Raw genomic sequence first — 21,479 nt, forward strand, 5'->3', positions numbered from 1 at the left:
CGGATTCGACGGGCGTTACGCGACCGGGGACGGGACGACCGGGACGGCCGCGTTGGGGTCGTGGCCCGCGAAGGCCAGGGTGATGACGAAGCCCGCGACCTCCTCGACCTGGCGGGCGCGGTCCAGTCCGCCGAGGACGGCCGGGGTCGCGGCCACGTCCCGGACGAGGCGGGCGACCACGTCCAGCGCGGCCGGGTCGTCGCCGCAGATCGGGACGGTGACGGTCGGCCCGACGGGGTCGGTCCACTGGGTGGAGGGGAAGAGGTGGAACGCCTTGACCACATGCGCGCCGGGGGCGCGGGCGGCGACGCGCCCGGCCATGGACTCGGCGGGTCCCGTGAGCAGGACTCCGGCGCCGTGCGCCACCGCGTTCGTGGGGTCGATCAGCGGCGTCCCGGCCAGCAGTCCCTCGGCCGCGCCCGCCGCGCCCAGCATGTCCTCCGCGCCGTCCCACGCGACGGCGAGCAACACCGCGTCCCGCCCGCTGACGGCCGTCCGGGGCGCGACGGCCCGCGTGCCGCGGCCCAGCGCCTCGGCGAGCGCCGCCGCCTTGGCCGTCGAGCGCCCCGCGACCACCACCTCGTGCCCGGCGCGCAGCCAGCCCTCGCCCAGCGCCCGCGCCAGCGTTCCCGTACCGAGAATCCCGATCCGCATCCTTCGCTCCCTCGACCGTGCCCTGTGCCGTGGCCCGCGCCGCGCCCGTGGCCTGTGCCGTGACCAGCGCCTTGACCCGCGCTGCGACCAGTCCCCGCCCGGCGCCGTGACCAGCGGCGATCGTCTGACGGATACGGTAGGGAAGCCGATACGCACCGGCCGGTGCGCGAGGGACGGACCATGATGGGTGGCGCGATGAGCCCTCACGAGAGCCCCGACGAGACGCGCGAGAGCCCCGGCGCGCACTGCTACGAACGGGTCGCCGACTGCCGGCTGCGCGCGGCCACCGACCTGTTCGCCCACACCTGGGACCCGGTCGTGCTCGCGGCGCTGCGCACGGGCCCGCGCCGCCGCCGCGCGCTGCGCGCCGCGATCGGCGGGATCAGCGACAAGGTCCTGACCGAGACGCTGCACCGGCTGCTCGGGAACGGCCTGGTGGGCCGCCGGGCGTACGCGGAGGCGCCGCCGCGCGTCGAGTACGGGCTGACCGCGCTGGGCGAGAGCCTGGTCGACGGCCCGATGCGGGCGCTCGGCCGCTGGGCCCTCGACCACGGCGACGAACTCCTCGACGCCCAGGAGGCGGCGCATACGGCGGCGGATGCAGCGGCGCATACGGCGGCGCGCGAAGCGGCGCGGGGCGCCGAGGAGTGGTGAGCAGTCGGTGAGCGGTGATGAGCGGTGCGTCGCGGTGGCTCGCCGTGGTTCACGGTGGCTCGCCGTGGCTCGCCGTGCCTCGCGGTGGTGAGGCGACAGCCCGCTACGACGCGTAGAAGTTCCGCTGCCAGCGGTGCTTGGCGAGGATCGCGAGCTGCTCGTCGGTCAGCGGCGTCCCGTCGCTGACCGCGGTGTTGCGCTCGACATTGCGCACCGACCGCATGCCGGGGATGACGGTGGAGACGGCCGGCGCGCTGAGGACGTAGCGCAGGGCGGTCTCGGCGATGGCGTCGGGGGCGATGCCCAGGTCGTCCACGATCGCCCGGACGCGCTGCTCGACCTGGGCCGGGCGGTCGCCGCGGAAGTAGCGGTTGCGGAAGTCGCCCTCGGGGAAGGTCGTACCGGCCGTGACCGCGCCGGTCAGACCGCCCTCGTCGAGCGCGACGCGGACGATCACGCCGACGCCGTGCTCCTGGCAGGCGGGCAGCAGCGACTCGGCGGGCGTCTGCTCGAAGATGTTGTAGATGACCTGGACGGTGTCCACGACACCGCTGCGGACCAGCGCCAGCGAGTTGTCCGTCTCGTGGTCGTTGATCGAGACGCCGAACAGCCGGATCTTGCCCTGCTGCTTGAGGTCGGCGACGGTCTCCAGCCAGTCGCCCCTGCCGACCCACTCGTCCCACCAGACGTGGAACTGGAGCACGTCGAAGTGGTCGAGGCCGCTGGCGCGCAGGCTGGTCTCCAGGCTGGCGCGGATGTGCTCGCCGGAGAACGCCTCTTCCGCGGTCACCCCGGCGGGCGCGGGCCATGTGCCGTTGCCCGGCGGGACCTTGGTGGCGACCAGGATCTCGTCACCGGCCGCCGCCCGCTCGCGGACGACCCGGCCGACGATGCGCTCGCTCTCGCCGTAGCCGCGGGCGGTGTCGATGAGGTTCACGCCGAGGTCGACGGCCCGGTGCAGGGCGCGCACCGACTCGTCCTCGGTCGCGCCCACCCACGCCCCCTCGCCGATGCCCCAGGCGCCGTAGCCGATCTCCGACACGGACAGGCCGCTGCGGCCCAGTTCGCGGTAACGCACAGACTTCCTCTTCTCGGGGTTGCGGAATGCGAAGGCGCGGGCGGACCGTCAGCCGGCGGCGCTGAGCCGGGCGATCTCGTCGGCGTCCAGGGTGAGTTCGGCGGCGGCGACCGAGTCGCGGATGGTCTCGGGGCGGCTGGAGCCGGGGATCGGGACGACGACCGGGGACAGCGCGAGCAGCCAGGCCAGGCAGACCTGCTGCGGGCTGACGCCGTGCGCGGCGGCGACCTTGGCGAACTCCCCGTAGGAGGAGCCGAGTTCACCGGCGTGGGCGATACCGCCGAGCGGGCTCCACGGCAGGAAGGCGATGCCCAGCTCGTCGCAGAGCGTCAACTCCGGCTCGCTGGAGCGATACGCGGGCGAGAACTGGTTCTGCACCGACACCAGGCGCCCGCCCAGGATCTCCTGGGACAGCCGGATACGGTCCGGGCTCGCGTTGGAGATGCCCGCCATCCGGATCTTGCCCGCGTCCAGCAGCTCGGCGAGCGCGCCGACCGACTCCTCGTACGGCACGGCGGGGTCGGGCCGGTGGAACTGGTGGAGGCCGATCGCCTCGACCCCGAGCCGCCGCAGCGACGCCTCGCACGCCGCCTTGATGTGCTCGGGCCTGCCGTCCAGCGTCCACGAACCGTCGCCCGGCCGCAGGTGGCCGCCCTTGGTCGCGACCAGCACGCCGTCGCTGTCGCCGCCGTACGAGGCCAGCGCCTTCGCGATCAGCGACTCGTTGTGCCCGACCTCGTCGGCGTGCCAGTGGTACGCGTCCGCGGTGTCGATCAGGGTCACCCCGGCGTCGAGCGCCGCGTGGATCGTCGCGACGGAACGTGCCTCCTCCGGGCGCCCCTCGATCGACATGGGCATCCCGCCCAGCCCGATCGCGCTGACCTCGACGGCACCGATACGACGGCTCTGCATGGTTTCGCGCCTCTCTCATTCCACCTACGACGACAACGGACCTCCAGCTTCACCCGTGGGGCGGGCAGTCGTCCAATAGAAGAAAGCGAACGAATTAAGAAGCGCGGCCGTTCAATGCGCGCCGTGGCTCATTCCGCGAAGGTGAACCCGGCCAGCAGCGCGTCTCCGGTCAGTGTCCAGGTCAGCGTGTGCGGGCCGGGGCCGGGCGGGGCGGACAGCGGCGCGGTCAGCTCCGTCCAGGTGTGCCGGTCGGCGGTCGGCGGCGGGGTGAAGGCGGCCAGCGGCGCGCCGTCGCAGCGCAGCTCGATCCGGGACGGTACGGCGCAGGACCCGCCCTCGGCCGCCGGACGGCTGACCTCGACCGCGACCGTACGCGCCCCGGTCAGGCCGACGTCCCGGAAGACCGCGGTGGCCGGTTCCCCCGGCGCCGCGGGGCCGACCGCGTCACCGGAGACGGGGCCCGCGTCCAGCAGCCGCAGCCCCGTACAGGCGTCGAAGTCCACGGCCGCCACGCGCACTCCAACCGCCCTACGGGGAGCGGGAGTCGGGCCGGTGACCTCCAGCCGGGCGGTCGCGGCGACGTCCTGGACCCCGCGCGCCACGAGGACGTCGTACGCGCCCGGGTCCACGGTGAAGGCGCCGGTCCCGACGTCCCAGTGCGCGAGCGCGTCGGCGGGCACCTCGACGCTCACCTCGCGCCGCTCGCCCGGCGCGAGCCGCACCTTGCGGAAGGCGGCGAGCCGCAGCAGCGGCGCGTCGTAACGGGCGTCCACCGCACGGGTGTAGAGCTGCACGGTCTCGGTGCCCGCGCGCTCCCCGGTGTTGACGACGGTCACCGTCGCCGTCACCGGCTCGCCCGGCGCGATCCGCGCCGCCGACAGCCGCAGGTCCTCGTAGCCGAACGTGGTGTACGACAGGCCGTGCCCGAACCCGTAGAGCGCGGGCGCCCGGTGGTACTGGTACGTCCAGCCCGCCGTGATGATGTCGTAGTCCAGCGGCGGCGGGAGCGGGTCGCCGCCGCGGTACCAGGTCTGCGGCAGCCGCCCGGTCGGCTCGCTCGCGCCGAGCAGCACCGCCGCCAGCGCCCGGCCGCTCTCCTGCCCGCCGTGCGCGGTCCACAGCACCGCGGGCACCCGCTCCTGCGCCCAGTCGAGCGCGTACGGATAACTGCTGGTCACGGCCAGTACGGTGCGCGGCTGCGCGGCGGCGACCGCCCGCAGCAGCGCGTCCTGCGCGGGCGGCAGGGCGGTGTCGGGGCGGTCCTGCGTCTCACGGCCGTTGATCAGCGGGTCGTTGCCGAGGACGACGACGGCGGTGTCGGCCGCCGCGGCAGCGGCCCGCGCCTGCGCGATCCCGTCGCGTACGACCGTACGGCGCCAACTCTCGCCCTCCGCGGGGGTGTCGGCGCTCACCGTCACGCGCCCGGTCGCCCCGTCCACGGCCGCGTACCGGCCGCTGTGCACATGCCGCAGCAGCTCCGTACCGTCCGCCCGCTCCTCAAGGCGGAAGGTCTCCTGGACGTCCCAGCCGTTGGGCAGCGTCTGATCCGCCGTCAACACCCTTTGCCCGCAAGCGTTTTCGTCACCGCCGCTGGGAACACCCCCGTCGCGCGCGGTCAGATAGCGGCCGGTGCGGGCGCTGCGCAGGGTCAGCACACCGCCGCCCCAGTCGAAGACGTCGAAGCAGAAGTCGTCGGCCGGGACCTCGGCCGCCGGGGCCGCGAGCAGCAGCGGTCCCGCCGGGTCGCCGGCGGGCACCGACAGCGCGCCGTCCGACGAGGTGGCGTGCAGGGCGATCCGGTCGACGCCCTCGACCACGGCGGTCACCTCGTCGCCGCGCGCGGCCAGCGCGGCCGTCAGCCCGTCGGCGGCCGTGATCCGGTACGGCATCGTGCCGCTGTACCAGTCCTCGAAGAGGGTGTCCGCGAGCGGCCCGATCACCGCGACCTTGTGCGATGCCCCCGCGACCGGCTCCAGCGGCAGCGTCCCGTCGTTCTTCAGCAGCACCACCGCCTCCGTGGCCGCGCGCAGGGCGAGTTCGCGGTGCGCGGGCGAGTCGACGGCGTCCCAGCCGATGGCCGCGTACGGGTCGCGCTCCGGGTCGAACTCGCCGAGCCGGAAGCGGATCGCGAGCTGCCGCCGTACCGCGCGCGTCACGTCGTCCTCGTCGATCAGCCCGCGCCGCAGCGCCTCCTGGAGGCGGCCGACGGTGACGGCGGAGTCCTCGCCGTGGTCGGTGAAGCTGTCGACCCCGGCGCGCAGCGCCGCCGCGTGCGACTCGGCGTGGTCGGTGAAGTAGTGCTCGGGGTCGACCAGATTGCTCGGCGCCTCGGCGTCGCTGACCACGAACAGCTCGTGCCCGGTGGGCGCGGCCCAGCGCCGCAGCTCCGACTCGATCAGCGGACTGACGTGGCAGGGACGGCCGTTGACCAGGTTGTACGCGAGCATCGCGCCGGTCGCGGCGCCCGAGGCGACGGCCGGGCGGAAGGCGGCGAGGTCGTACTCGTGCAGCACGCGCGGGCGCAGCCCCGAGGAGGTGACGCAGCGGTCGTCCTCGTTGTTGTAGGCGAGGAAGTGCTTGAGGATCGGGGCCGTGCGCAGGTGCTCGGGGTCGTCGCCCGCCATGCCGCGGCAGTAGGCGTCGCCCAGGCGCGCGGTGAGCAGCGGGTCCTCCGCGTAGCCCTCCTCGTTGCGCCCCCAGCGCGGGTCGCGGAGCAGATTCACCACCGGCGCCCACGCCTGGAGGCTGATCGGCCCGGCGCCGATGGGCGCGGCCCTGTGGTGGTGGAAGGCGCGCTGCTCGACGGAGACGGCCGTCGCGACCGCGTGCGTCAGCTCCTCGTCCCAGGTGGCGCCCAGGCCCACGGCCTGCGGAAAGGTGGTGGCGGTGCCGAGCCACGCGACGCCGTGCAGCGCCTCGGTGCCGGTGCGGAAGGCGGCGATGCCCAGCCGGGGCACGGCCGGGGCGTACTGGTGCAGCAGCGCCACGCGTTCGTCGGGGGTGAGCCTGCCGAGCAGGTCCTCGACCCGTTCGCGCAGCGGCAGTTCCGCGTCGCGGAAGGGCGGCCGGTCGTGCACGGGCGTCGTACTCACTGAGGCAAACCCCTTGGGCCGGTGACGTGGTGAAGCGCTTCGCCGAAGCTGACACGCCGCCGACGAGGGTGTCAACGGGTCGCACACAACCTCCGTCCGGCGCACCGCTGTCGAATTCATCGAACGCCCTGACCAGGGCAGGGATGATGTCCGCAGGACCGTACGGGGCCGGAATCCGCCCGCCGGACAGTCGCGTCAGAACTCTTGTCGGAACCGAAACACGTGGTTACTGTCGCCGACACATCGAAGCGCTTCGACAGTCCTCTTCGACACTCTCCCCGGCGCCTCGCCCCCTCCACGCGGCACCGGCACGGCAAAACGGCTCCCACGGCACGCACCCTCGGCGTCCCCCCGGATCGGACCACCCCACACGGCGAAGGACCCACCATGACCAGCCAGTTGAACCGCAGAACCTTTGTGAGCGCGGCGGCGGCGACAGCCGGAGCCGCGGCGCTGTCCCCGCTGCTGACCGCCTGCGGAAGCGGGTCGAGCAGCAAGGGTGGCACCAGCAGCAAGAGCGGACTGAAGGCGGCGCTGCCGCAGTTCACCGCGAGCCGCTCGGTCACGGCGGACATCCCGGCGGTGCCGGGCGCCGCGGGCACCGCCACCGACCCCGGCTTCCTGACCTACCCGGCGAGCCCGGTGAAGACGGTCGACGGCGTGCCGGGCAAGGGCGGCAGCTACACCGCCGTCACCCCGCTGTGGGGCACCATCCCGGAGCCGGGCAACTCCTTCTACCAGGCCATGAGCAAGGCCCTCGGCGTGACGCTGACGATGAAGCCCGCCGACGGCAACCACTACGACACCGCCATCCCCACCATGACCGCGGCCAAGAAGCTGCCGGACTGGATCCAGCTCCCCACCTGGTGGAACGCCAACTTCAACGTCGGCAAGCTGGCCGGCACCCAACTGGCCGACCTCACGCCGTACCTGGCGGGCGACGCGGTCAAGGACTACCCGAACCTCGCCGCGATCCCGACCGGCGCCTGGCAGGCCGGGGTGTGGGAGGACAAGCTCTACGGCATCCCGTCCTTCTCCAGCGGCTTCGTCGTCGCGGGCACCACCTACCACCGGGCCGACATCCTCCAGGCCAAGGGCATCAACCCGGACGAGATCTCCTCGGCCGCCGATCTCCTCGCGCTCGGCAAGGAGTTGACGAATGCCAAGGGCGGCGTGTGGGCCTTCGACGACCTGTGGACGTATCTCTCCCCGTTCTGGGGCGTGCCCAACAAGTGGACGGTCAAGGACGGCAAGCTGGTCCACAAGTACGAGGGCCAGGAGCTGCTGGAGGCGCTGGACTGGCACTACAAGCTCGCCAAGTCCGGCTACATGCACCCGGACGCGCTCGCGGGCAACACCAACGACGGCAAGAACCGGTTCTACGCGGGCAAGGTCGTCGTCACCGGTGACGGCACCGGCGCGTGGAACCTCGCCGACGCGCAGGCGGGCACGGCGGCCGATCCGAAGTACCGGCGCGGCGCGTTCAAGGTCTTCGCCGCCGACGGCACGTCGAAGCCCGGCATCTTCCTCGGCAACTCCACCAGCCTGATGAGCTATCTGAACATCAAGCTGTCGAAGGACCGGATCAAGGAGCTGCTGGCGGTCGCCAACTACCTGGCCGCGCCCTACGGTTCCGCCGAGTACACGATGGTCAACTACGGCGCCGAGGGCGTCCACTACACGATGGACAACGGCACGCCCACCTTCACCGACGAGGGCAAGAAGGACGTCCAGCAGCAGACGTACCCGTTCCTGGCCACCTGCTCCGCGGTGATCAGCAACCCGGGCGCCCCGCAGGTGACCAAGGACTACGCGGCCTGGCAGGCGGCAGCGGCGGCGACCGCGTACAAGCCGGTGTTCTGGAATATGAACATCACCGTGCCGCAGCGCTTCGCGACCGCCGACGCGGGCCAGGCCGTCGAGGACACCATCAAGGACTGCTACCACGGCAAGAAGAAGGTCTCCGACGTGCAGGCCGCGATCTCCTCGTGGAAGAGCAGCGGCGGCACGCGGTTGACGACGTGGATGCAGACGAACGTGCTCGACAAGTACGGCTCGGGGCAGTAGGCGGTGGCCGCGATCATCACCGGGAAGGCGGACGGGACACCGGGGAAGCCGGGCGCCGCGGACGGGGACACCGGCAAGGGCGCACGCGACGGCAAGAAGGGCTCACGCGAGGCCAAGAGCACGGCGCACGGCGGCCTGACCTGGCGCGTGCGGCTGCGCCGCGACAAGTCGCTGCTGCTGATGACCCTTCCGGCCGTCGCGCTGCTGCTGGTCTTCAACTACGCGCCGCTGTTCGGCCTGGTCACCGCCTTCGAGTACTACGACCCGCTGGTCGGCGTCCGCAACAGCGACTTCGCGGGCCTGGAGCAGTTCCGGCAGCTCTTCCACGACCCGCTGTTCTGGGGCGCGTTGCGCAACACGCTCTTCCTCAGCTCCGTCCAGATCGTCCTCTTCTTCCCGGTGCCGATCGCGCTCGCCCTGATGCTCAACACCGTGATCAGCGAACGGCTGCGGAATTTCGTGCAGTCCATCGTCTATCTGCCGCACTTCTTCTCCTGGGTGCTGACGATCACCGTCTTCCAGCAGATGCTCGGCGGCGCGGGCGTGCTCAACCAGTTCCTGCGCCGGCACTCGATCGGCACCTGGGACGTGATGACCGACCCGCACACCTTCGCGCTGCTCATCACCTCGCAGGCGGTGTGGAAGGAGGCGGGCTGGGGCATCATCGTCTTCCTCGCGGCGCTCGCGGCCATCGACCAGAACCAGTACGAGGCCGCGGCCGTCGACGGCGCGGGCCGGTGGCGCCGGATGTGGCACATCACGCTGCCCGGCATGCGCGGGGTGATCGTGCTGATGCTCGTGCTGCGGCTCGGCAACGCGCTGACCGTCGGCTTCGAGCAGTTCCTGATCCAGCGCGGCGCGGTCGGCCACGACGCGGCCGACGTCCTGGACACCTTCTCCTTCTATTACGGCATCGCCACCAACAACTACAGCTACGGCGCCGCCGCCGGTCTGTTCAAGAGCGTCATCTCGCTGCTGCTGATCTGGGGCGCGAACCGGCTGGCGCACTCCTTCGGCGAGGACGGGTTGTACCGCAGATGACCGACACACTGACTGTGGGCGGCGACCGCGCCGGCCGTACGCGGAACCCCCGCGCGCGCAAGGGCCCGCAGCGCCCGTCGTGGGAGGAGGCGCCGGGCGTCGCCGGGCAGACCTTCAAGGGCGCCACCTTGGCCCTGGTCGTGGCGGCCGTCCTGGTGCCGCTGTGGATCGTGGCGCTGACCAGCCTCTCCACGCCGGGCGCGATCGGCCGCGCGGGCGGCCTGGTGATCTGGCCGGACGGGGTGACGCTCAACGCCTACCGGCTGATGCTGGAGAACGGCGCGGTCACCCGCGCCCTGCTGGTCAGCCTCGGCGTCACGGGCGTCGGCACCGCGATCTCGATGGTGGTCTCCGTGCTGTGCGCATACGGCCTGTCGCGCTCCGGGTCGCTCGGCCACCGGGCGATCCTGATGGTGCTGATCGTCACCATGTTCGTCAGCGGCGGCCTGATCCCGACGTACCTCGTCGTCACCGGCCTCGGCGGCTACGGCCAGTACTGGGCGCTGATCCTGCCCAGCGCGATCTCCGTGTTCAACATCCTCGTGCTGCGCGCCTTCTACTCCGGCACCTCCGCGGAGCTCATCGACGCGGCGCGGATGGACGGCGCGAACGACTGGCGCATCCTGTGGTCGGTCGTGCTGCCCACCTCGCGGGCCGTGACCGCCGTCGTCACGCTCTTCTACGCGGTCGGATACTGGAACTCCTTCTTCAATGTCATGCTCTACATGCCCACGGACAGCCCCAAGTGGCCGTTGCAGTACGTGCTGCTGGAGTACGTCAACTACGGGATGAACATGCCGGGTTCGGTCAACAGCGGCTTCGGCACCGCGCACGCGCAGACCGCGCCGCTGTCGCTCCAGATGGCCGTCGTGGTGCTCACCCTCGTACCGATCCTGATGGTCTACCCCTTCATGCAGAAGCACTTCAAGACCGGCGTGCTGACCGGAGCGGTCAAGGGATGAGCGGTCAGGGCACGGACGGTCACGGGATGAGCGGGCACGGGATGAGCGGGCACGGAATGAGCGGTCGGGGCACGGGTGAACGTACGCAGGGGACCGCGGGGCCGCCACCACGACAGGAGCAGCACAGCATGATGGGAAGCACCTCCGCCGTGACCATCGCCGAAGTGGCCAAGCACGCCGGGGTGTCGTCGAGCACGGTCAGCTATGTCATCAGCGGCAAGCGCTCGATCTCCGAGGCGACCAGGCGCCGGGTCGAGGCGGCCATCAGGGAGTTGGGCTACCACCCCAACGCGGGCGCGCGGGCGCTGGCGGGCAAGCGGTCGCACATCATCGCGCTGATGGTGCCGCTGCACACCGACGTCTACGTGCCGATCATGATGGAGATCGCCATCGCGGTGACCATGGCCGCGCGCGGCTTCGGCTACGACGTGCTGCTGATCACCAACGACGAGGGCCCGGACGGGGTGCGGCGGGTCGCGGCCAGCGGCCTGGCCGACGGCGTGATCCTGATGGACGTCGAGCTGGACGACGACCGCATCCCCGTCCTGCGGGCGCAGAACACGCACGCCGCGCTGATCGGACTGCCCGCCGACGCCACCGGACTGTCGTGCGTGGACCACGACTTCGCGGCGGCGGGCGCGCTGTGCGCCGACCACCTGGCCGACCTCGGCCACCGCGACGTGGCCTTCATCGGCTACAGCCCGGCGGTCTACCGGCGGCACGCGGGTTACGCGGAGCGGACGCTGACCGGCTTCCGTACGAGGTCGGCCGAGCGCGGGCTGCGGATCGTGCACCGGCCGTGCGACGGGACGTACGAGAGCACGGCGGGCGCCTTCACCCGCGTCCTCGCCGACCGGCCGGAGACCACCGGCTTCGTCGTGCAGAACGAGGGCGCGATCGGGCCGCTGCTGAGCCTGCTGCGGGCGGCCGGGCGGATCGTGCCCGAGGACGCCTCGGTGGTGGCGCTGTGCCCCGAGCCGCTGGCCGACCAGTACTCGCCGCGGCTGACCGCCGTCACCGGGCCCGCGCAGGATCTGGGACGGCGTGCGGTGGAGCTGGTCATGCGGCGGATCGAGGGCGCGGACGCCGACGAAGTCGCCCTGCTCACACCTCTGTTGACCACACGCGAGAGCACGGGCCCGGCCCCGCACCGCGACTGAGCCCCGCTTCCCCCCGGTAGCGCCGCTTTCCCTACCCCCCGCTTCCCCCAATAGCGCCGCTTCCCGACCCCCCGCTTCCCCCCGGTGACGCCGCTTCCCTACCCCCGCACGCCCGTTTCCGCCCTCGCACAGACACGTCAGGAGAGCCACCGCATGGCAGAGCACTTCCGCATCCGCGAGCACGCCCTCGAATGGCGGGCCAGGGGTGAGACGTTGCGGGTCGAGGCGTGGGGCCCGGACGCGGTCCGGGTGCGGTCCGCGCCCGCCGGGGAGATCGTCGAGGATCTGCCCGGCGCGCTGGACGCGCCGCCGCCCGGCGCCACCACCGCGATCACCGTGCACGGCGACTCGGCGACCCTCGTCAACGGCGCGCTGACCGTACGGATCGACGCCTGCGCCGAGGGCCGGCTGACCCCGGAACTGCCCGCCGCGGCGGGCCGGTTGACCTTTGAGCGCACCGACGACGGCGAAGAGCTGCTGGCCGAGGAGCCGCCGCACTTCTGGTGGCCGGGCCCGCGCCTCTACACGGCCACCGGCAACGGCTACCACCGCCTGGAGCAGCGCTTCCGCGCGTACGCGGACGAGCGCTGCTACGGCCTGGGCCAGCACGGACACGGACTCTTCGACCAGAAGGGCGCGGTCCTCGACCTCGTGCAGCGCAACGGCGAGGTGACCGTGCCGCTGCTGATCTCCAGCCGCGGCTACGGCCTGCTGTGGAACTCCCCGGCGGTCGGCCGGGTCGAGCTGGGCGTCACCGGCACCCGCTGGGTCGCCGACAGCGCCCGGCAGATCGACTACTGGTTCACCGCGGGCGACCCCGGCGCGATCCTGCGCCGGTACGCCGACGCCACCGGCCACAGTCCCGAACTCCCGGACTGGGCCACGGGTTTCTGGCAGTGCAAGCTGCGCTACCGCACACAGGAGGAGCTGCTGGAGGTCGCCCGCGAGTACCGCCGCCGCGAGCTGCCGCTGTCCGTCATCGTCTGCGACTTCTTCCACTGGACGCACCTGGGCGACTGGCGCTTCGACCCGGCGGAGTGGCCGGACCCGGCCGCGATGGTCCGCGAACTCGACTCCATGGGGGTGAAGTTGATGGTCTCGGTGTGGCCGTCGGTCAGCCCGGCCAGCGAGAACCACGCGCCGATGTGGGACCGCGGGCTGCTGATCGGCACCGAGTACGGCCCGCTCGCGCACGCCGACTGGCCGGACAAGGGCCTCGGCGCGTACGCGGCGCAGGTCGCCTTCTACGACGCCACGCACCCCGAGGCCCGCGCGTACGTGTGGGAGAAGCTGGCCGCCAACTACCTGGCGCACGGCGTCTCGGTGTTCTGGCTGGACGCCGACGAACCGGAGCTGAAGCCCAACTACCCCGCCAATCTGCGCTTCCACGCGGGGCCCGGGCTCGAAGTCGCCAACCTCTACCCGCGCGAGCACGCGCGCATGGTGCACGACGGGCTGCGCGCGGCCGGGCACAGCGAGGTGCTGACCCTCAACCGCTCCTCGTGGGCGGGCGCCCAGCGCTACGGCGCCGCCCTGTGGTCGGGCGACATCGGCACCGACTTCGCGTCGCTGCGCGCCCAGATCACCGCCGGGCTCAATGTGATGCTCTCCGGCATCCCCTGGTGGACCACCGACATCGGCGGCTTCCACGGCGGCGACCCCGACGACCCCGCCTACCGCGAGGTGCTGGTCCGCTGGTTCCAGTACGGCGCCTTCTGCCCGCTGTTCCGCCTGCACGGCTTCCGCGGCCCGGAACAGGTCCTGGAGCCGGGCATGACCGGCCTGCCCAACGAGGTCTGGTCCTACGGCGGGCGGGCGTACGCGGTCCTGGCGTCGTATCTGCGGCTGCGCGAGCGGCTGCGGCCGTACATCGCCGAGCAGATGCGGGTGACGGCCCGCAGCGGGGTGCCGCCGATGCGGCCGCTGCTGCTGGAGTTCCCCGACGACCAGGACGCGTGGGGCATCCGCGACGCCTTCCTGCTCGGGCCCGACCTGCTGGTGGCGCCGGTCACCGAGGCGGGCGCGGTCACGCGGGAGGTCTACCTCCCGGCGGGCGCGCGGTGGACGGACGCGTGGACGGGCGAGGAGCACGACGGCGGCCGTACGGTGACGGCCGCGGCGCCGCTCGACCGCATTCCGCTGTTCCTGCGGGACGGCGCGCGGCTGCCGATCGCGGAGCCGAGGTGAGCCCTTCCCAGGACGCCGTCCCCGACTCCCGCGCCGATCCGGCCGGTTGGCTGACCGCCCGGCTCGGCGGCCCCGCCTTCGGCGGCGACTACAACCCCGAGCAGTTCGCCGACGACCCGGCCGTACGGCGCGAGGACGAGGAGCTGATGCGGCGGGCCGGGGTGAATCTGGTGACGCTGAACGTCTTCGGCTGGTCGGAGCTCGAACCGGAGCCGGGGCGCTACGACTTCGCGCCGCTGGACGCCCGGCTGGAGCGGCTGCACGCCGCGGGCGTGGCCGTGGACCTGGCCACGCCCACCGCGCAGCCGCCGCCGTGGTTCGGCCTCGCGCACCCCGACGCGCTGCCCGTCACCCCCGACGGCACCCGGCTGACCCACGGCAGCCGCGACACGTACTGCCTGGCCGCGCCCGCCTACCGGCAGGCCGCCCGCGCCGTCGCCGACGCGCTGGCGGCCCGGTACGGCGAGCACCCGGCGGTCGCGCTGTGGCACGTGCACAACGAGTACGCGACCGTCTGCCACTGCGAGCACGCCGCCGACGCCTTCCGGCGCTGGCTGCGCGAGCGGTACGGCACCCTGGAGGCCGTCAACCGGGCCTGGGGCACCGCCTTTTGGAGCCAGCGCTACGGCGCGTGGGAGCAGATCCAGCCGCCGCGCGCCACGCAGTGGCGGCCCAACCCCGGCCAGGTGCTGGACTTCCGGCGCTTCTGGTCGGACCTCGCGCTGACCGCCTACCGCGAGCAGCGCGACGCGATCCGGGCGCACAGCCGGGTGCCGGTCACCACCAACGTGATGCTGCCCGGCTACCAGGTGCTCGACCTGTGGGCGTTCGGCCGCGAGGTCGACCTGGTGGGCGTGGACCACTACCCGGACGCGCCGGGCCTGGACGCCGCCGCCGACACCGCCTTCGGCGCGGACCGGGCGCGCTCCTTCGGCGGCGGCAGGCCGTGGCTGCTGATCGAGCAGGCCACCAGCACCGTCTACGCGGGCGACCTCGTCCTGCCCAAGGAGCCGGGCGACATCCTGCGGCACTCGCTGAGCCACATCGCGCGCGGCTCGGAGGGCGTGCTGTTCTTCCAGTGGCGGCAGTCACCGGCCGGGGCCGAGATCTGGCACTCCGCGATGGTCCCGCACGCGGGGCCGGACACCCGGATCTTCCGCGAGACCGTCGAAACCGGCCGCGCCGTGGCCGCGCTGGCCGAGGTGACCGGCTCGACCGTACGGGCGCGGGCGGCCGTCCTGCACGACCCGGACGTGTGGTGGGCGCTGGACACCCCCGTCCTGCCCACGCCGGAACTCCCGTACCTGCCCGCACTCAAGCGCGCCCACCGCGCCCTGTGGGACGCCGGGATCACCACCGACTTCGCGCACCCGTCCGCCGACCTGTCCGCGTACCGGCTCGTTCTCGCCCCCAGCCTGCACCTGGTCTCCGAGGAGTCCGCCGCCGCGCTCACCGCCTACGTCGAGGGCGGCGGCACCCTGCTGGTCGAGTGCTTCAGCGGCGCCGTCGACCCCCACTACCGCGCGTGGCCCGGCGGGGCGCCGGGCCCGTTGCGGCCACTGCTCGGCCTGCGCGCCGAGGAGTTCCGCCCCCTGCCGTCCGGCGCCGCCGTCCCCCTGACCGACGGCGGCGCCGGCACCACCTGGACCGAGGCGCTGCTGCTGGAGGGCGCGACGGCCGAAATCGGTTACGCGGAAGGGCCGTTGACCGGCCGGGCCGCCGTCACCCGGCACGCCCACGGCCGGGGCACCGCCTGGTACGCCTCCACCCGGCTGTCCCCCGCCTCGTACACCGCGCTGATCGGCGGCTTGATACGGGCCTGCGGCGCGGAGCCCGAACTCCCCGGTCTTCCGGCGGGCGTCGAGGCGGTCCGCCGCCACAGCGACGACGGCCGCGCGTACCTCTTCCTCCTCAACCACTCCCCGGCCGAGGTCCGCGTCCCCGTGCGGGGCCACGATCTCCTGAGATCCCGCGCCCTTCCTTCCGAGGGCGCCGTCCTGCCGCCCGCGAGCGCCGTGGTCGTCCGCGAGGAGGGCTGAGGGGACCGCCCCGCCGGCTCGGGGACGGGCACGGAACGTGACCCCGGCATCACCCGAACGAGTGAACGCTTCTCGGTCATCCTGGGGTGGTCACGCAACCGGCTCTTCCCGAAGGGCGTCCCCTCCTGCGCAACAGGTGTGACGCTTGGGGTGGGAAGGGGGTCGGGCGTGGACACGGTGATTGTGCAGTTGCCCGAGGAATCCGAGGCACGGTGGGGAGAGGAACCGGCCGGGCGGCGCCCGAGGCTGCTGCGGCTCGGCCCCGGCGAGACGGCCGAGTTCGGGCGCGGGGGCTCCCCCGTGCGGACGGGTCCGGCCGGACGCCCACCACCGTAGGCACGGCCCGGCGGGCCCGCTCCTGACAGATGACAGGGACGGCGGAACGCACCCGCGCCGCACCGGGACCCGCGGGGCCGCGGGCCGGACGCGCGTATACCCCGGCCGTCCGACGTGATCGCGCCAGCCCTTATGCGGCCCGAGACCCGGCATATGACCTAAGCCCGCCGAAATCCCCGCCCGGTGGTTAAAGGTCCAGCTAAGGACGGCTGTTCGGCATTCCCAGCGTCCGGAAGTGGCGTGCACACTACAGCCGTCGCCCGTCAAAAGCGTGCAACACGCAGCTATCGCACCACGATCCAGGTCTCGTCCTTGTCCTGTTCCTGACCTCACGTTGGAGTCGTCATCAACGACATACAAAAACCCCGTGTCGCACGGGCCCGCGCAGCGGTGGTCGCGGCGGCCTCGCTGGCCATGGTGTCCGGGTCCCTGATCCTCGCCATGCCCTCGCAGGCCAGCGGCCCCGCGCCCGCGGCCAAGACCATCGCGCAGAGCCACCCGGACTGGGCCACCGCCTCCGCCGACCAGGGCTCGGTCGCGGCGAACACCGAGATCACCGGCACCGTGTACCTGGCGGGCCATGACGCCGCGGGCCTGACGAAGTACGCGACGGCCGTGTCCGACCCGAGCAACGCGAGCTACGGCGAGTTCCTGAGCCCGGCCGCGTACAAGGCGCGCTTCGGCGCCACCAAGGCGCAGGTCTCCGCGGTCCGGAAGTGGGCGGCCGACTCCGGCCTGAAGGTCGTGAGCACCTCCGACCACGCGATCACCGTCAAGGGCACCAACGCGGCGGTCACCAAGGCGTTCGGCACCGGCATCCACCAGTACCGCGTCTCGGGCACGCTGCGGCACGCCCCGGCCCGTGACGTCGTGGTCCCCGCGTCCGTCTCCTCCGCGATCCTCGGCGTGACGGGCTTCACCACGCCCGGCGCCAACGTCGCCAAGCCGAACTCGCACCGCGTCGACGACACCGCGGCCCGCTCCGCCGCGACCCCGGCCAGGAGCGGCAAGCCCGACGCCGGACTGCCGACCACCGCGACCTGCTCCGACTACTGGGGCCAGAAGATCGCCAAGGGCGCGCCGGCCGGATACACCACGTCCGACGTGCCGTTCGACCAGTGCTCGTTCTACCCCTCGCAGCTCCGCAAGGCGTACGGCATCACCGCCTCGGGACTGACCGGCAAGGGCGCGACGATCGCGATCGTGGACGCGTACGGCAGCTCCACCATGCTGGCGGACGCCAACCAGTACGCGACCGCGCACGGTGACAAGGCGTTCAGGTCCGGCCAGTACAGCGAGGTCGTCGACCCGTCGCAGTGGACCAACCAGGACCTGTGCGGCGGCCCCGAGGGCTGGGCGCCGGAAGAGGCGCTGGACGTCGAGATGGCGCACGGCCTCGCGCCCGACGCCAAGGTCGTCTACGTGGGCGCCAACTCCTGCGACGACAACGACCTGCTGGGCGCCATCAGCACCATCGTCGACAACCACCTGGCCGATGTCGTCTCCAACTCGTGGGGCGAGATCATGCACACCACGGACGACGCCGACGTCACCTCGTCGCTGATCGCCGCCTACGAGCAGGTCTTCAAGCAGGCCGCCGTCGAGGGCATCACCATCGGCTTCTCCGCGGGCGACTGCGGCGACAGCAGCCCGCTGGCCGCCGCGACCGGCGTCAACTGCCAGCCCGACACCTCGCGCGCGCAGGCCAACTGGCCCGACTCCGACCCGTGGGTGACCTCGGTCGGCGGCACCGCGCTCGGTCTGAAGGACAAGAGCGGCGCGTACGGCTTCGAGACCGACATGGGCACGCTGCGCTCCAACCTGTCGGCCGACGGCAAGAGCTGGACCCCCGCTCCCCCGGCCCCGTTCTACTTCGGCGGTGGCGGCGGCACCAGCGAGGACTTCGCACAGCCCGCGTACCAGCGCGGCGTCGTGCCCGGCTCGCTGTCGCACACGCTGATGACCGGCGCGAAGAGCCGTACGGCCCAGCGCGTCACGCCGGACGTCTCGATGAACGGTGACCTGTACACCTCGGTCCTCGTCGGCATCTCCGACGGCGCCCCGTACAGCGAGGGCGGCTACGGCGGCACCAGCGTCTCGGCGCCGGAATTCGCCGCGGTCCAGGCCGACGCCATCCAGGCCAGGCACCACGCCATCGGCTTCGCCAACCCGGCGATCTACGCCCGCGCCGGGCTGTTCAAGGACGTCGTGGACCAGAACGCCGCCCACCACCACAAGGCCCCGCTGAGCAACGTCGCCGACTTCGGCCTGGTCAACGGCACCCTCGCCGTGCGCCTCGCCGCCTTCGGCGAGGACACCTCGCTCAACGCGGTCCGCGGCTTCGACAACGCGACCGGTGTCGGCTCCCCGACCCTGTCCTACCTCCGCTCCTTCGGCCGCCGCTGACCGATCTCCCGAAGGGCCCGGCGGAGCGACCCTCCGCCGGGCCCTTCGGCATTCCCCGCCGCCGCCGATTCCGCCGTATCGGCTGTGACAGGACGCCCCGAACGCGCGTCTGCATACACAGCAAGGCGGTCAATACTGGCGCCGGACGTGTGCGGTGCCGGTGGGGAGCAAGGGGCGACGGTGAAATTAGCGGCGATGCGGTCGTGGGTCAGGCAGCGGCCGAAGGCGGCGGTGGCGGGGGCGTCGGCGGTGGGCGCCGCGGGAGTGGCGGTCGCGCTGGTCGCGACGCTGACCGGCGGAGGCGCAGGCGGGGACGGCGGCGGCAAGGCGGACGACGCGGCGGCGCGGTCGCGGGCGACGCCCACCAGCCGCGCGCCGAGCCCGAGGACGGCGCGGCCACCGACGGGGACGCCGACACCGACGCCGACCGTCACCGAGACGAAGGGTCCGATCGGCGACGGGTCCACCGCGTACACCGGCCCGCAGCCGCACCAGCCGAAGCCGGAGAAGCTCAAGCCGGGCGAGAAACCGCCGCAGTTCGTGGTGTTCTCCTGGGACGGCGCGCTGGAGAACGACGACCATCTGTTCTCGCGCTTCCGGGAGTTGGCCAAGGAGAACAACGCGAACATGACGTTCTTCCTGTCCGGCATCTACCTGGTCCCGGACGCGAAGCGGTCGCTCTACCACCCGCCCCGGCACGCGGCCGGGACGTCCGCGATCGACTTCCCGACCGACGCGCACATCAAGGAGACGCTGGAGCAACTGCGGCTGGCCTGGCAGGACGGGGACGAGATCGGGACGCACTTCAACGGGCACTTCTGCGCGCCCGACGCGGGCGGCGGCGGCACATGGAGCACCGCGGACTGGCGCAAGGAGATCGCCCAGGCGTACTCGTTCGTGGAGCACTGGAAGACGAACACCGGCTTCACCGACCTCCCGCCGCTGCCCTTCGACTACGGCCGTGAGCTGGTCGGCGGGCGCGCGCCGTGCCTGGAGGGGCAGAAAAATCTGCTGCCCGCGGCCAAGGCGCTGGGCTGGCGGTACGACGCCAGTTCGCCCGGCGACTTCCAGCTCTGGCCCGCCAAGTCGGGCGGGGTGTGGAACTTCCCGCTGGAGCTGATGCCCTACCCCGGCAAGGACTTCCAGGTCCTGTCGATGGACTTCAACTTCCTCTACAACCAGTCGGGCGGCGAGCAGACCCAGGGCGACCCGGCGAAGTTCCCGGCCTGGGAGCGCGAGACCCGGCAGGGCTATCTGAACGGCTTCGAGCGCGTCTACAACGGCAACCGGGCGCCGCTGTTCATCGGCAACCACTTCGAGACGTGGAACGGCGGCATCTACATGCAGGCCATCGAGGACGTGGTGAAGGACGTCTGCCACCGGGGCGGGGTGCGCTGCGTGTCGTTCAAGGAGCTGTCCGACTGGCTGGACGTCCAGGACCCGGCGGTGCTGGCCGAATTGCGCGGCCTCGACCCGAGCGAGTCGCCGGACTGGACGACGTTTCCCGCCAAGTAGCCGGGCCTGGCGGAGAGATCAGGGAACCGGCGGCCGGGCCCCGCGCCGAGGGGCCCGGCCCGCTCAGCCGGCCACCGCCACGTACCGCGTCCAGATGTCGACGGGATACGTGCTGCCGAACTCCTTCGTGGCCTTCGACGGCCCGCCGGTCCCGGCCAGCGGCAGCAACTCCTGCGTCTTCGGGTCGAGTCGGAAGACGGCGACCGACGTCGCCACCGCCGCGGCCCGCGCCCCCCTCGGCGGGTAGCCGACGTACCAGGCCGACAGGTCCCCGGCCGCCGTGCCCGTCTTGCCCGCCAGCTCCGTCCTGCCCGCGAGCCCGCCGCCTGCCCTCACCGCGCGGCGCGCGGTCCCGCCGGTCACCGCGTCCTTGAGCGCCTCGTCCACCTCGCCCGCGACCTTCGGGGTGAACGGGTGCGTGACAGCGGGCTGTTCGATGTCCACGCGCTGCCCGTCGCGGGTGACCTTGAGCACGGAGTACGGATCGGTGTGCGCGCCCGCGGCGGCGAAGGTGCCGTACGCGCTCGCCACCCGGATCGGGCTCGGGGTGACGCCGGTGCCGGTGGCGAAGGCGGGCACCTGCTCGCCGAAACCGCGCGGCAGCAGCCCGGCGTCGACGGACGCCTTCCGCACCCGGTCCAGGCCGACGTCCATGCCGAGTTGGGTGATCGGGCCGTTGACGGAGTCCGCCACCGCCTGCCGCAGGCTGATCCGCCCCCAGGACTTCCCGCCGTCGTTGCGGCTCTTCACGATCGTGCCGTCCCGGCTCCAGTACGGCCCCTCGGGCGTCCGTATCGGCACCTTGTCGTCGCCGTCGTAGACCGAGTCGGGGGTGACGGGCGTACGCGGCGCGCCGCGGGTGAGCAGCGCGCCGTCCCGCAGTCCGGCCGCGTAGACGAACGGCGCGTAGGCCGTACCGACCGGCACGATCGTGATGTTGGCGTCGTCGAAGCCCTGCTCGATGTAGTCGGGGCCGCCGTAGAGCGCGACGATCCGGCCGTCGGTGGCGACGGACGCGGCGCCGACGCGGACGTTCCGGTCGGCGGTCCTCGCCTTCGGTGCGAGGCCCGCGGTCTCGTGCCGCACGGCCTCGGCCAGGGCGTCGACGCGCGGGCGCTCGAAGGTCGTGTAGATCTGGTAGCCGCCCAGGTCGAAGCGCGCGTCGGAGATGTCGCCGTGCGCGGACACGTACGCCCGCGCGGTGTCGACGAGATAGCCGGTCTGCCCGCTCAATCCCGCGGGTTTCGGCGGCGCCTTGGGCTCGGGGAAGACGGTGTACGCGGCGCGCTCGGCGCGCGAGAGCTGACCGGTCTTCACCATCCGGTCCAGCACCCACTTCCAACGGGCCACCGCCCGTTGGTGGTTGGCCGGGCTGA

The 21,479-nt window shown here is 72.6% G+C and carries 14 protein-coding genes; 9 read left to right on the forward strand and 5 right to left on the reverse strand.

Annotation, left to right across the window (positions count from 1 at the left end):
- Positions 1–15 precede the first annotated feature (15 nt).
- The gene (locus tag ACFY9V_RS01235; protein ID WP_391158557.1) at positions 16–654 is read right to left on the reverse strand and encodes an NAD(P)-binding domain-containing protein; all 639 of its coding nucleotides are present in this window, start codon (positions 652–654) and stop codon (positions 16–18) included.
- A gap of 195 nt (positions 655–849) precedes the next feature.
- On the opposite strand from ACFY9V_RS01235, the gene ACFY9V_RS01240 reads away from it, so the two are divergent.
- The gene (locus tag ACFY9V_RS01240) at positions 850–1,308 is read left to right on the forward strand and encodes a winged helix-turn-helix transcriptional regulator (RefSeq protein ID WP_391158560.1); all 459 of its coding nucleotides are present in this window, start codon (positions 850–852) and stop codon (positions 1,306–1,308) included.
- Positions 1,309–1,411: 103 nt separating this feature from the next.
- On the opposite strand, the gene ACFY9V_RS01245 is transcribed toward ACFY9V_RS01240, so the two are convergent.
- The 3 genes from ACFY9V_RS01245 to ACFY9V_RS01255 form a co-directional block, all read right to left on the reverse strand.
- Positions 1,412–2,386, reverse strand: coding sequence for an aldo/keto reductase (locus ACFY9V_RS01245; RefSeq protein ID WP_391158562.1), 975 nt, complete (start codon positions 2,384–2,386; stop codon positions 1,412–1,414).
- Between the two features lie 48 nt (positions 2,387–2,434).
- A complete protein-coding gene (locus ACFY9V_RS01250; protein WP_391158564.1) occupies positions 2,435–3,298 on the reverse strand; it encodes an aldo/keto reductase in 864 nt (287 codons plus the stop codon).
- Positions 3,299–3,426: 128 nt separating this feature from the next.
- A complete protein-coding gene (locus ACFY9V_RS01255) occupies positions 3,427–6,390 on the reverse strand; it encodes a glycoside hydrolase family 3 C-terminal domain-containing protein (RefSeq protein ID WP_391158566.1) in 2,964 nt (987 codons plus the stop codon).
- 387 nt (positions 6,391–6,777) lie between these two features.
- On the opposite strand from ACFY9V_RS01255, the gene ACFY9V_RS01260 reads away from it, so the two are divergent.
- The 8 genes from ACFY9V_RS01260 (at position 6,778) to ACFY9V_RS01295 (ending at position 20,103) form a co-directional block, all read left to right on the forward strand.
- Positions 6,778–8,457 carry an ABC transporter substrate-binding protein gene (locus ACFY9V_RS01260; protein WP_391158568.1) on the forward strand — a complete coding sequence of 560 codons (1,680 nt, stop codon included), beginning with the start codon at positions 6,778–6,780 and terminating at the stop codon, positions 8,455–8,457.
- A 3-nt stretch (positions 8,458–8,460) separates the two neighbouring features.
- Positions 8,461–9,498, forward strand: coding sequence for an ABC transporter permease subunit (locus ACFY9V_RS01265; RefSeq protein ID WP_355339769.1), 1,038 nt, complete (start codon positions 8,461–8,463; stop codon positions 9,496–9,498).
- Positions 9,495–10,460, forward strand: a complete 966-nt coding sequence (locus tag ACFY9V_RS01270) for a carbohydrate ABC transporter permease (protein WP_355339766.1) — start codon at positions 9,495–9,497, stop codon at positions 10,458–10,460. The genes ACFY9V_RS01265 and ACFY9V_RS01270 overlap by 4 nt, the downstream gene beginning before the upstream one ends.
- A gap of 128 nt (positions 10,461–10,588) precedes the next feature.
- Complete coding sequence (locus tag ACFY9V_RS01275; RefSeq protein ID WP_355339763.1) at positions 10,589–11,620, forward strand: LacI family DNA-binding transcriptional regulator; 1,032 nt, start codon at positions 10,589–10,591, stop codon at positions 11,618–11,620.
- 153 nt (positions 11,621–11,773) lie between these two features.
- On the forward strand, positions 11,774–13,807 hold the full coding sequence (locus ACFY9V_RS01280; RefSeq protein WP_391158571.1) for a TIM-barrel domain-containing protein: 2,034 nt from the start codon (positions 11,774–11,776) through the stop codon (positions 13,805–13,807).
- A complete protein-coding gene (locus ACFY9V_RS01285) occupies positions 13,804–15,846 on the forward strand; it encodes a beta-galactosidase (protein ID WP_391158574.1) in 2,043 nt (680 codons plus the stop codon). Before ACFY9V_RS01280 ends, ACFY9V_RS01285 begins: the two co-directional genes overlap by 4 nt.
- A 726-nt stretch (positions 15,847–16,572) precedes the next feature.
- Positions 16,573–18,588 carry a protease pro-enzyme activation domain-containing protein gene (locus ACFY9V_RS01290; protein WP_391158576.1) on the forward strand — a complete coding sequence of 672 codons (2,016 nt, stop codon included), beginning with the start codon at positions 16,573–16,575 and terminating at the stop codon, positions 18,586–18,588.
- Between the two features lie 195 nt (positions 18,589–18,783).
- Positions 18,784–20,103: a hypothetical protein gene (locus tag ACFY9V_RS01295; protein ID WP_391158578.1), complete on the forward strand. Its 1,320-nt coding sequence runs from the start codon at positions 18,784–18,786 to the stop codon at positions 20,101–20,103.
- Between the two features lie 63 nt (positions 20,104–20,166).
- On the opposite strand, the gene ACFY9V_RS01300 is transcribed toward ACFY9V_RS01295, so the two are convergent.
- Positions 20,167–21,453, reverse strand: coding sequence for a penicillin-binding transpeptidase domain-containing protein (locus tag ACFY9V_RS01300; protein WP_391159539.1), 1,287 nt, complete (start codon positions 21,451–21,453; stop codon positions 20,167–20,169).
- Positions 21,454–21,479 lie beyond the last annotated feature (26 nt).

The sequence above is a fragment of the Streptomyces sp. NPDC008317 genome, assembly GCF_042955955.1.
Classification (GTDB): Bacteria; Actinomycetota; Actinomycetes; order Streptomycetales; family Streptomycetaceae; genus Actinacidiphila.

Excerpts from the sequence above, each read along its gene's own strand:
- ACFY9V_RS01235 (WP_391158557.1), bottom strand. The coding sequence starts at position 654 with ATGCGGATCGGGATTCTCGGTACGGGAACGCTGGCGCGGGCGCTGGGC.
- ACFY9V_RS01240 (WP_391158560.1), top strand. The coding sequence starts at position 850 with ATGAGCCCTCACGAGAGCCCCGACGAGACGCGCGAGAGCCCCGGCGCG.
- ACFY9V_RS01250 (WP_391158564.1), bottom strand. The coding sequence starts at position 3,298 with ATGCAGAGCCGTCGTATCGGTGCCGTCGAGGTCAGCGCGATCGGGCTG.
- ACFY9V_RS01260 (WP_391158568.1), top strand. The coding sequence starts at position 6,778 with ATGACCAGCCAGTTGAACCGCAGAACCTTTGTGAGCGCGGCGGCGGCG.
- ACFY9V_RS01270 (WP_355339766.1), top strand. The coding sequence starts at position 9,495 with ATGACCGACACACTGACTGTGGGCGGCGACCGCGCCGGCCGTACGCGG.
- ACFY9V_RS01275 (WP_355339763.1), top strand. The coding sequence starts at position 10,589 with ATGATGGGAAGCACCTCCGCCGTGACCATCGCCGAAGTGGCCAAGCAC.
- ACFY9V_RS01280 (WP_391158571.1), top strand. The coding sequence starts at position 11,774 with ATGGCAGAGCACTTCCGCATCCGCGAGCACGCCCTCGAATGGCGGGCC.
- ACFY9V_RS01295 (WP_391158578.1), top strand. The coding sequence starts at position 18,784 with ATGCGGTCGTGGGTCAGGCAGCGGCCGAAGGCGGCGGTGGCGGGGGCG.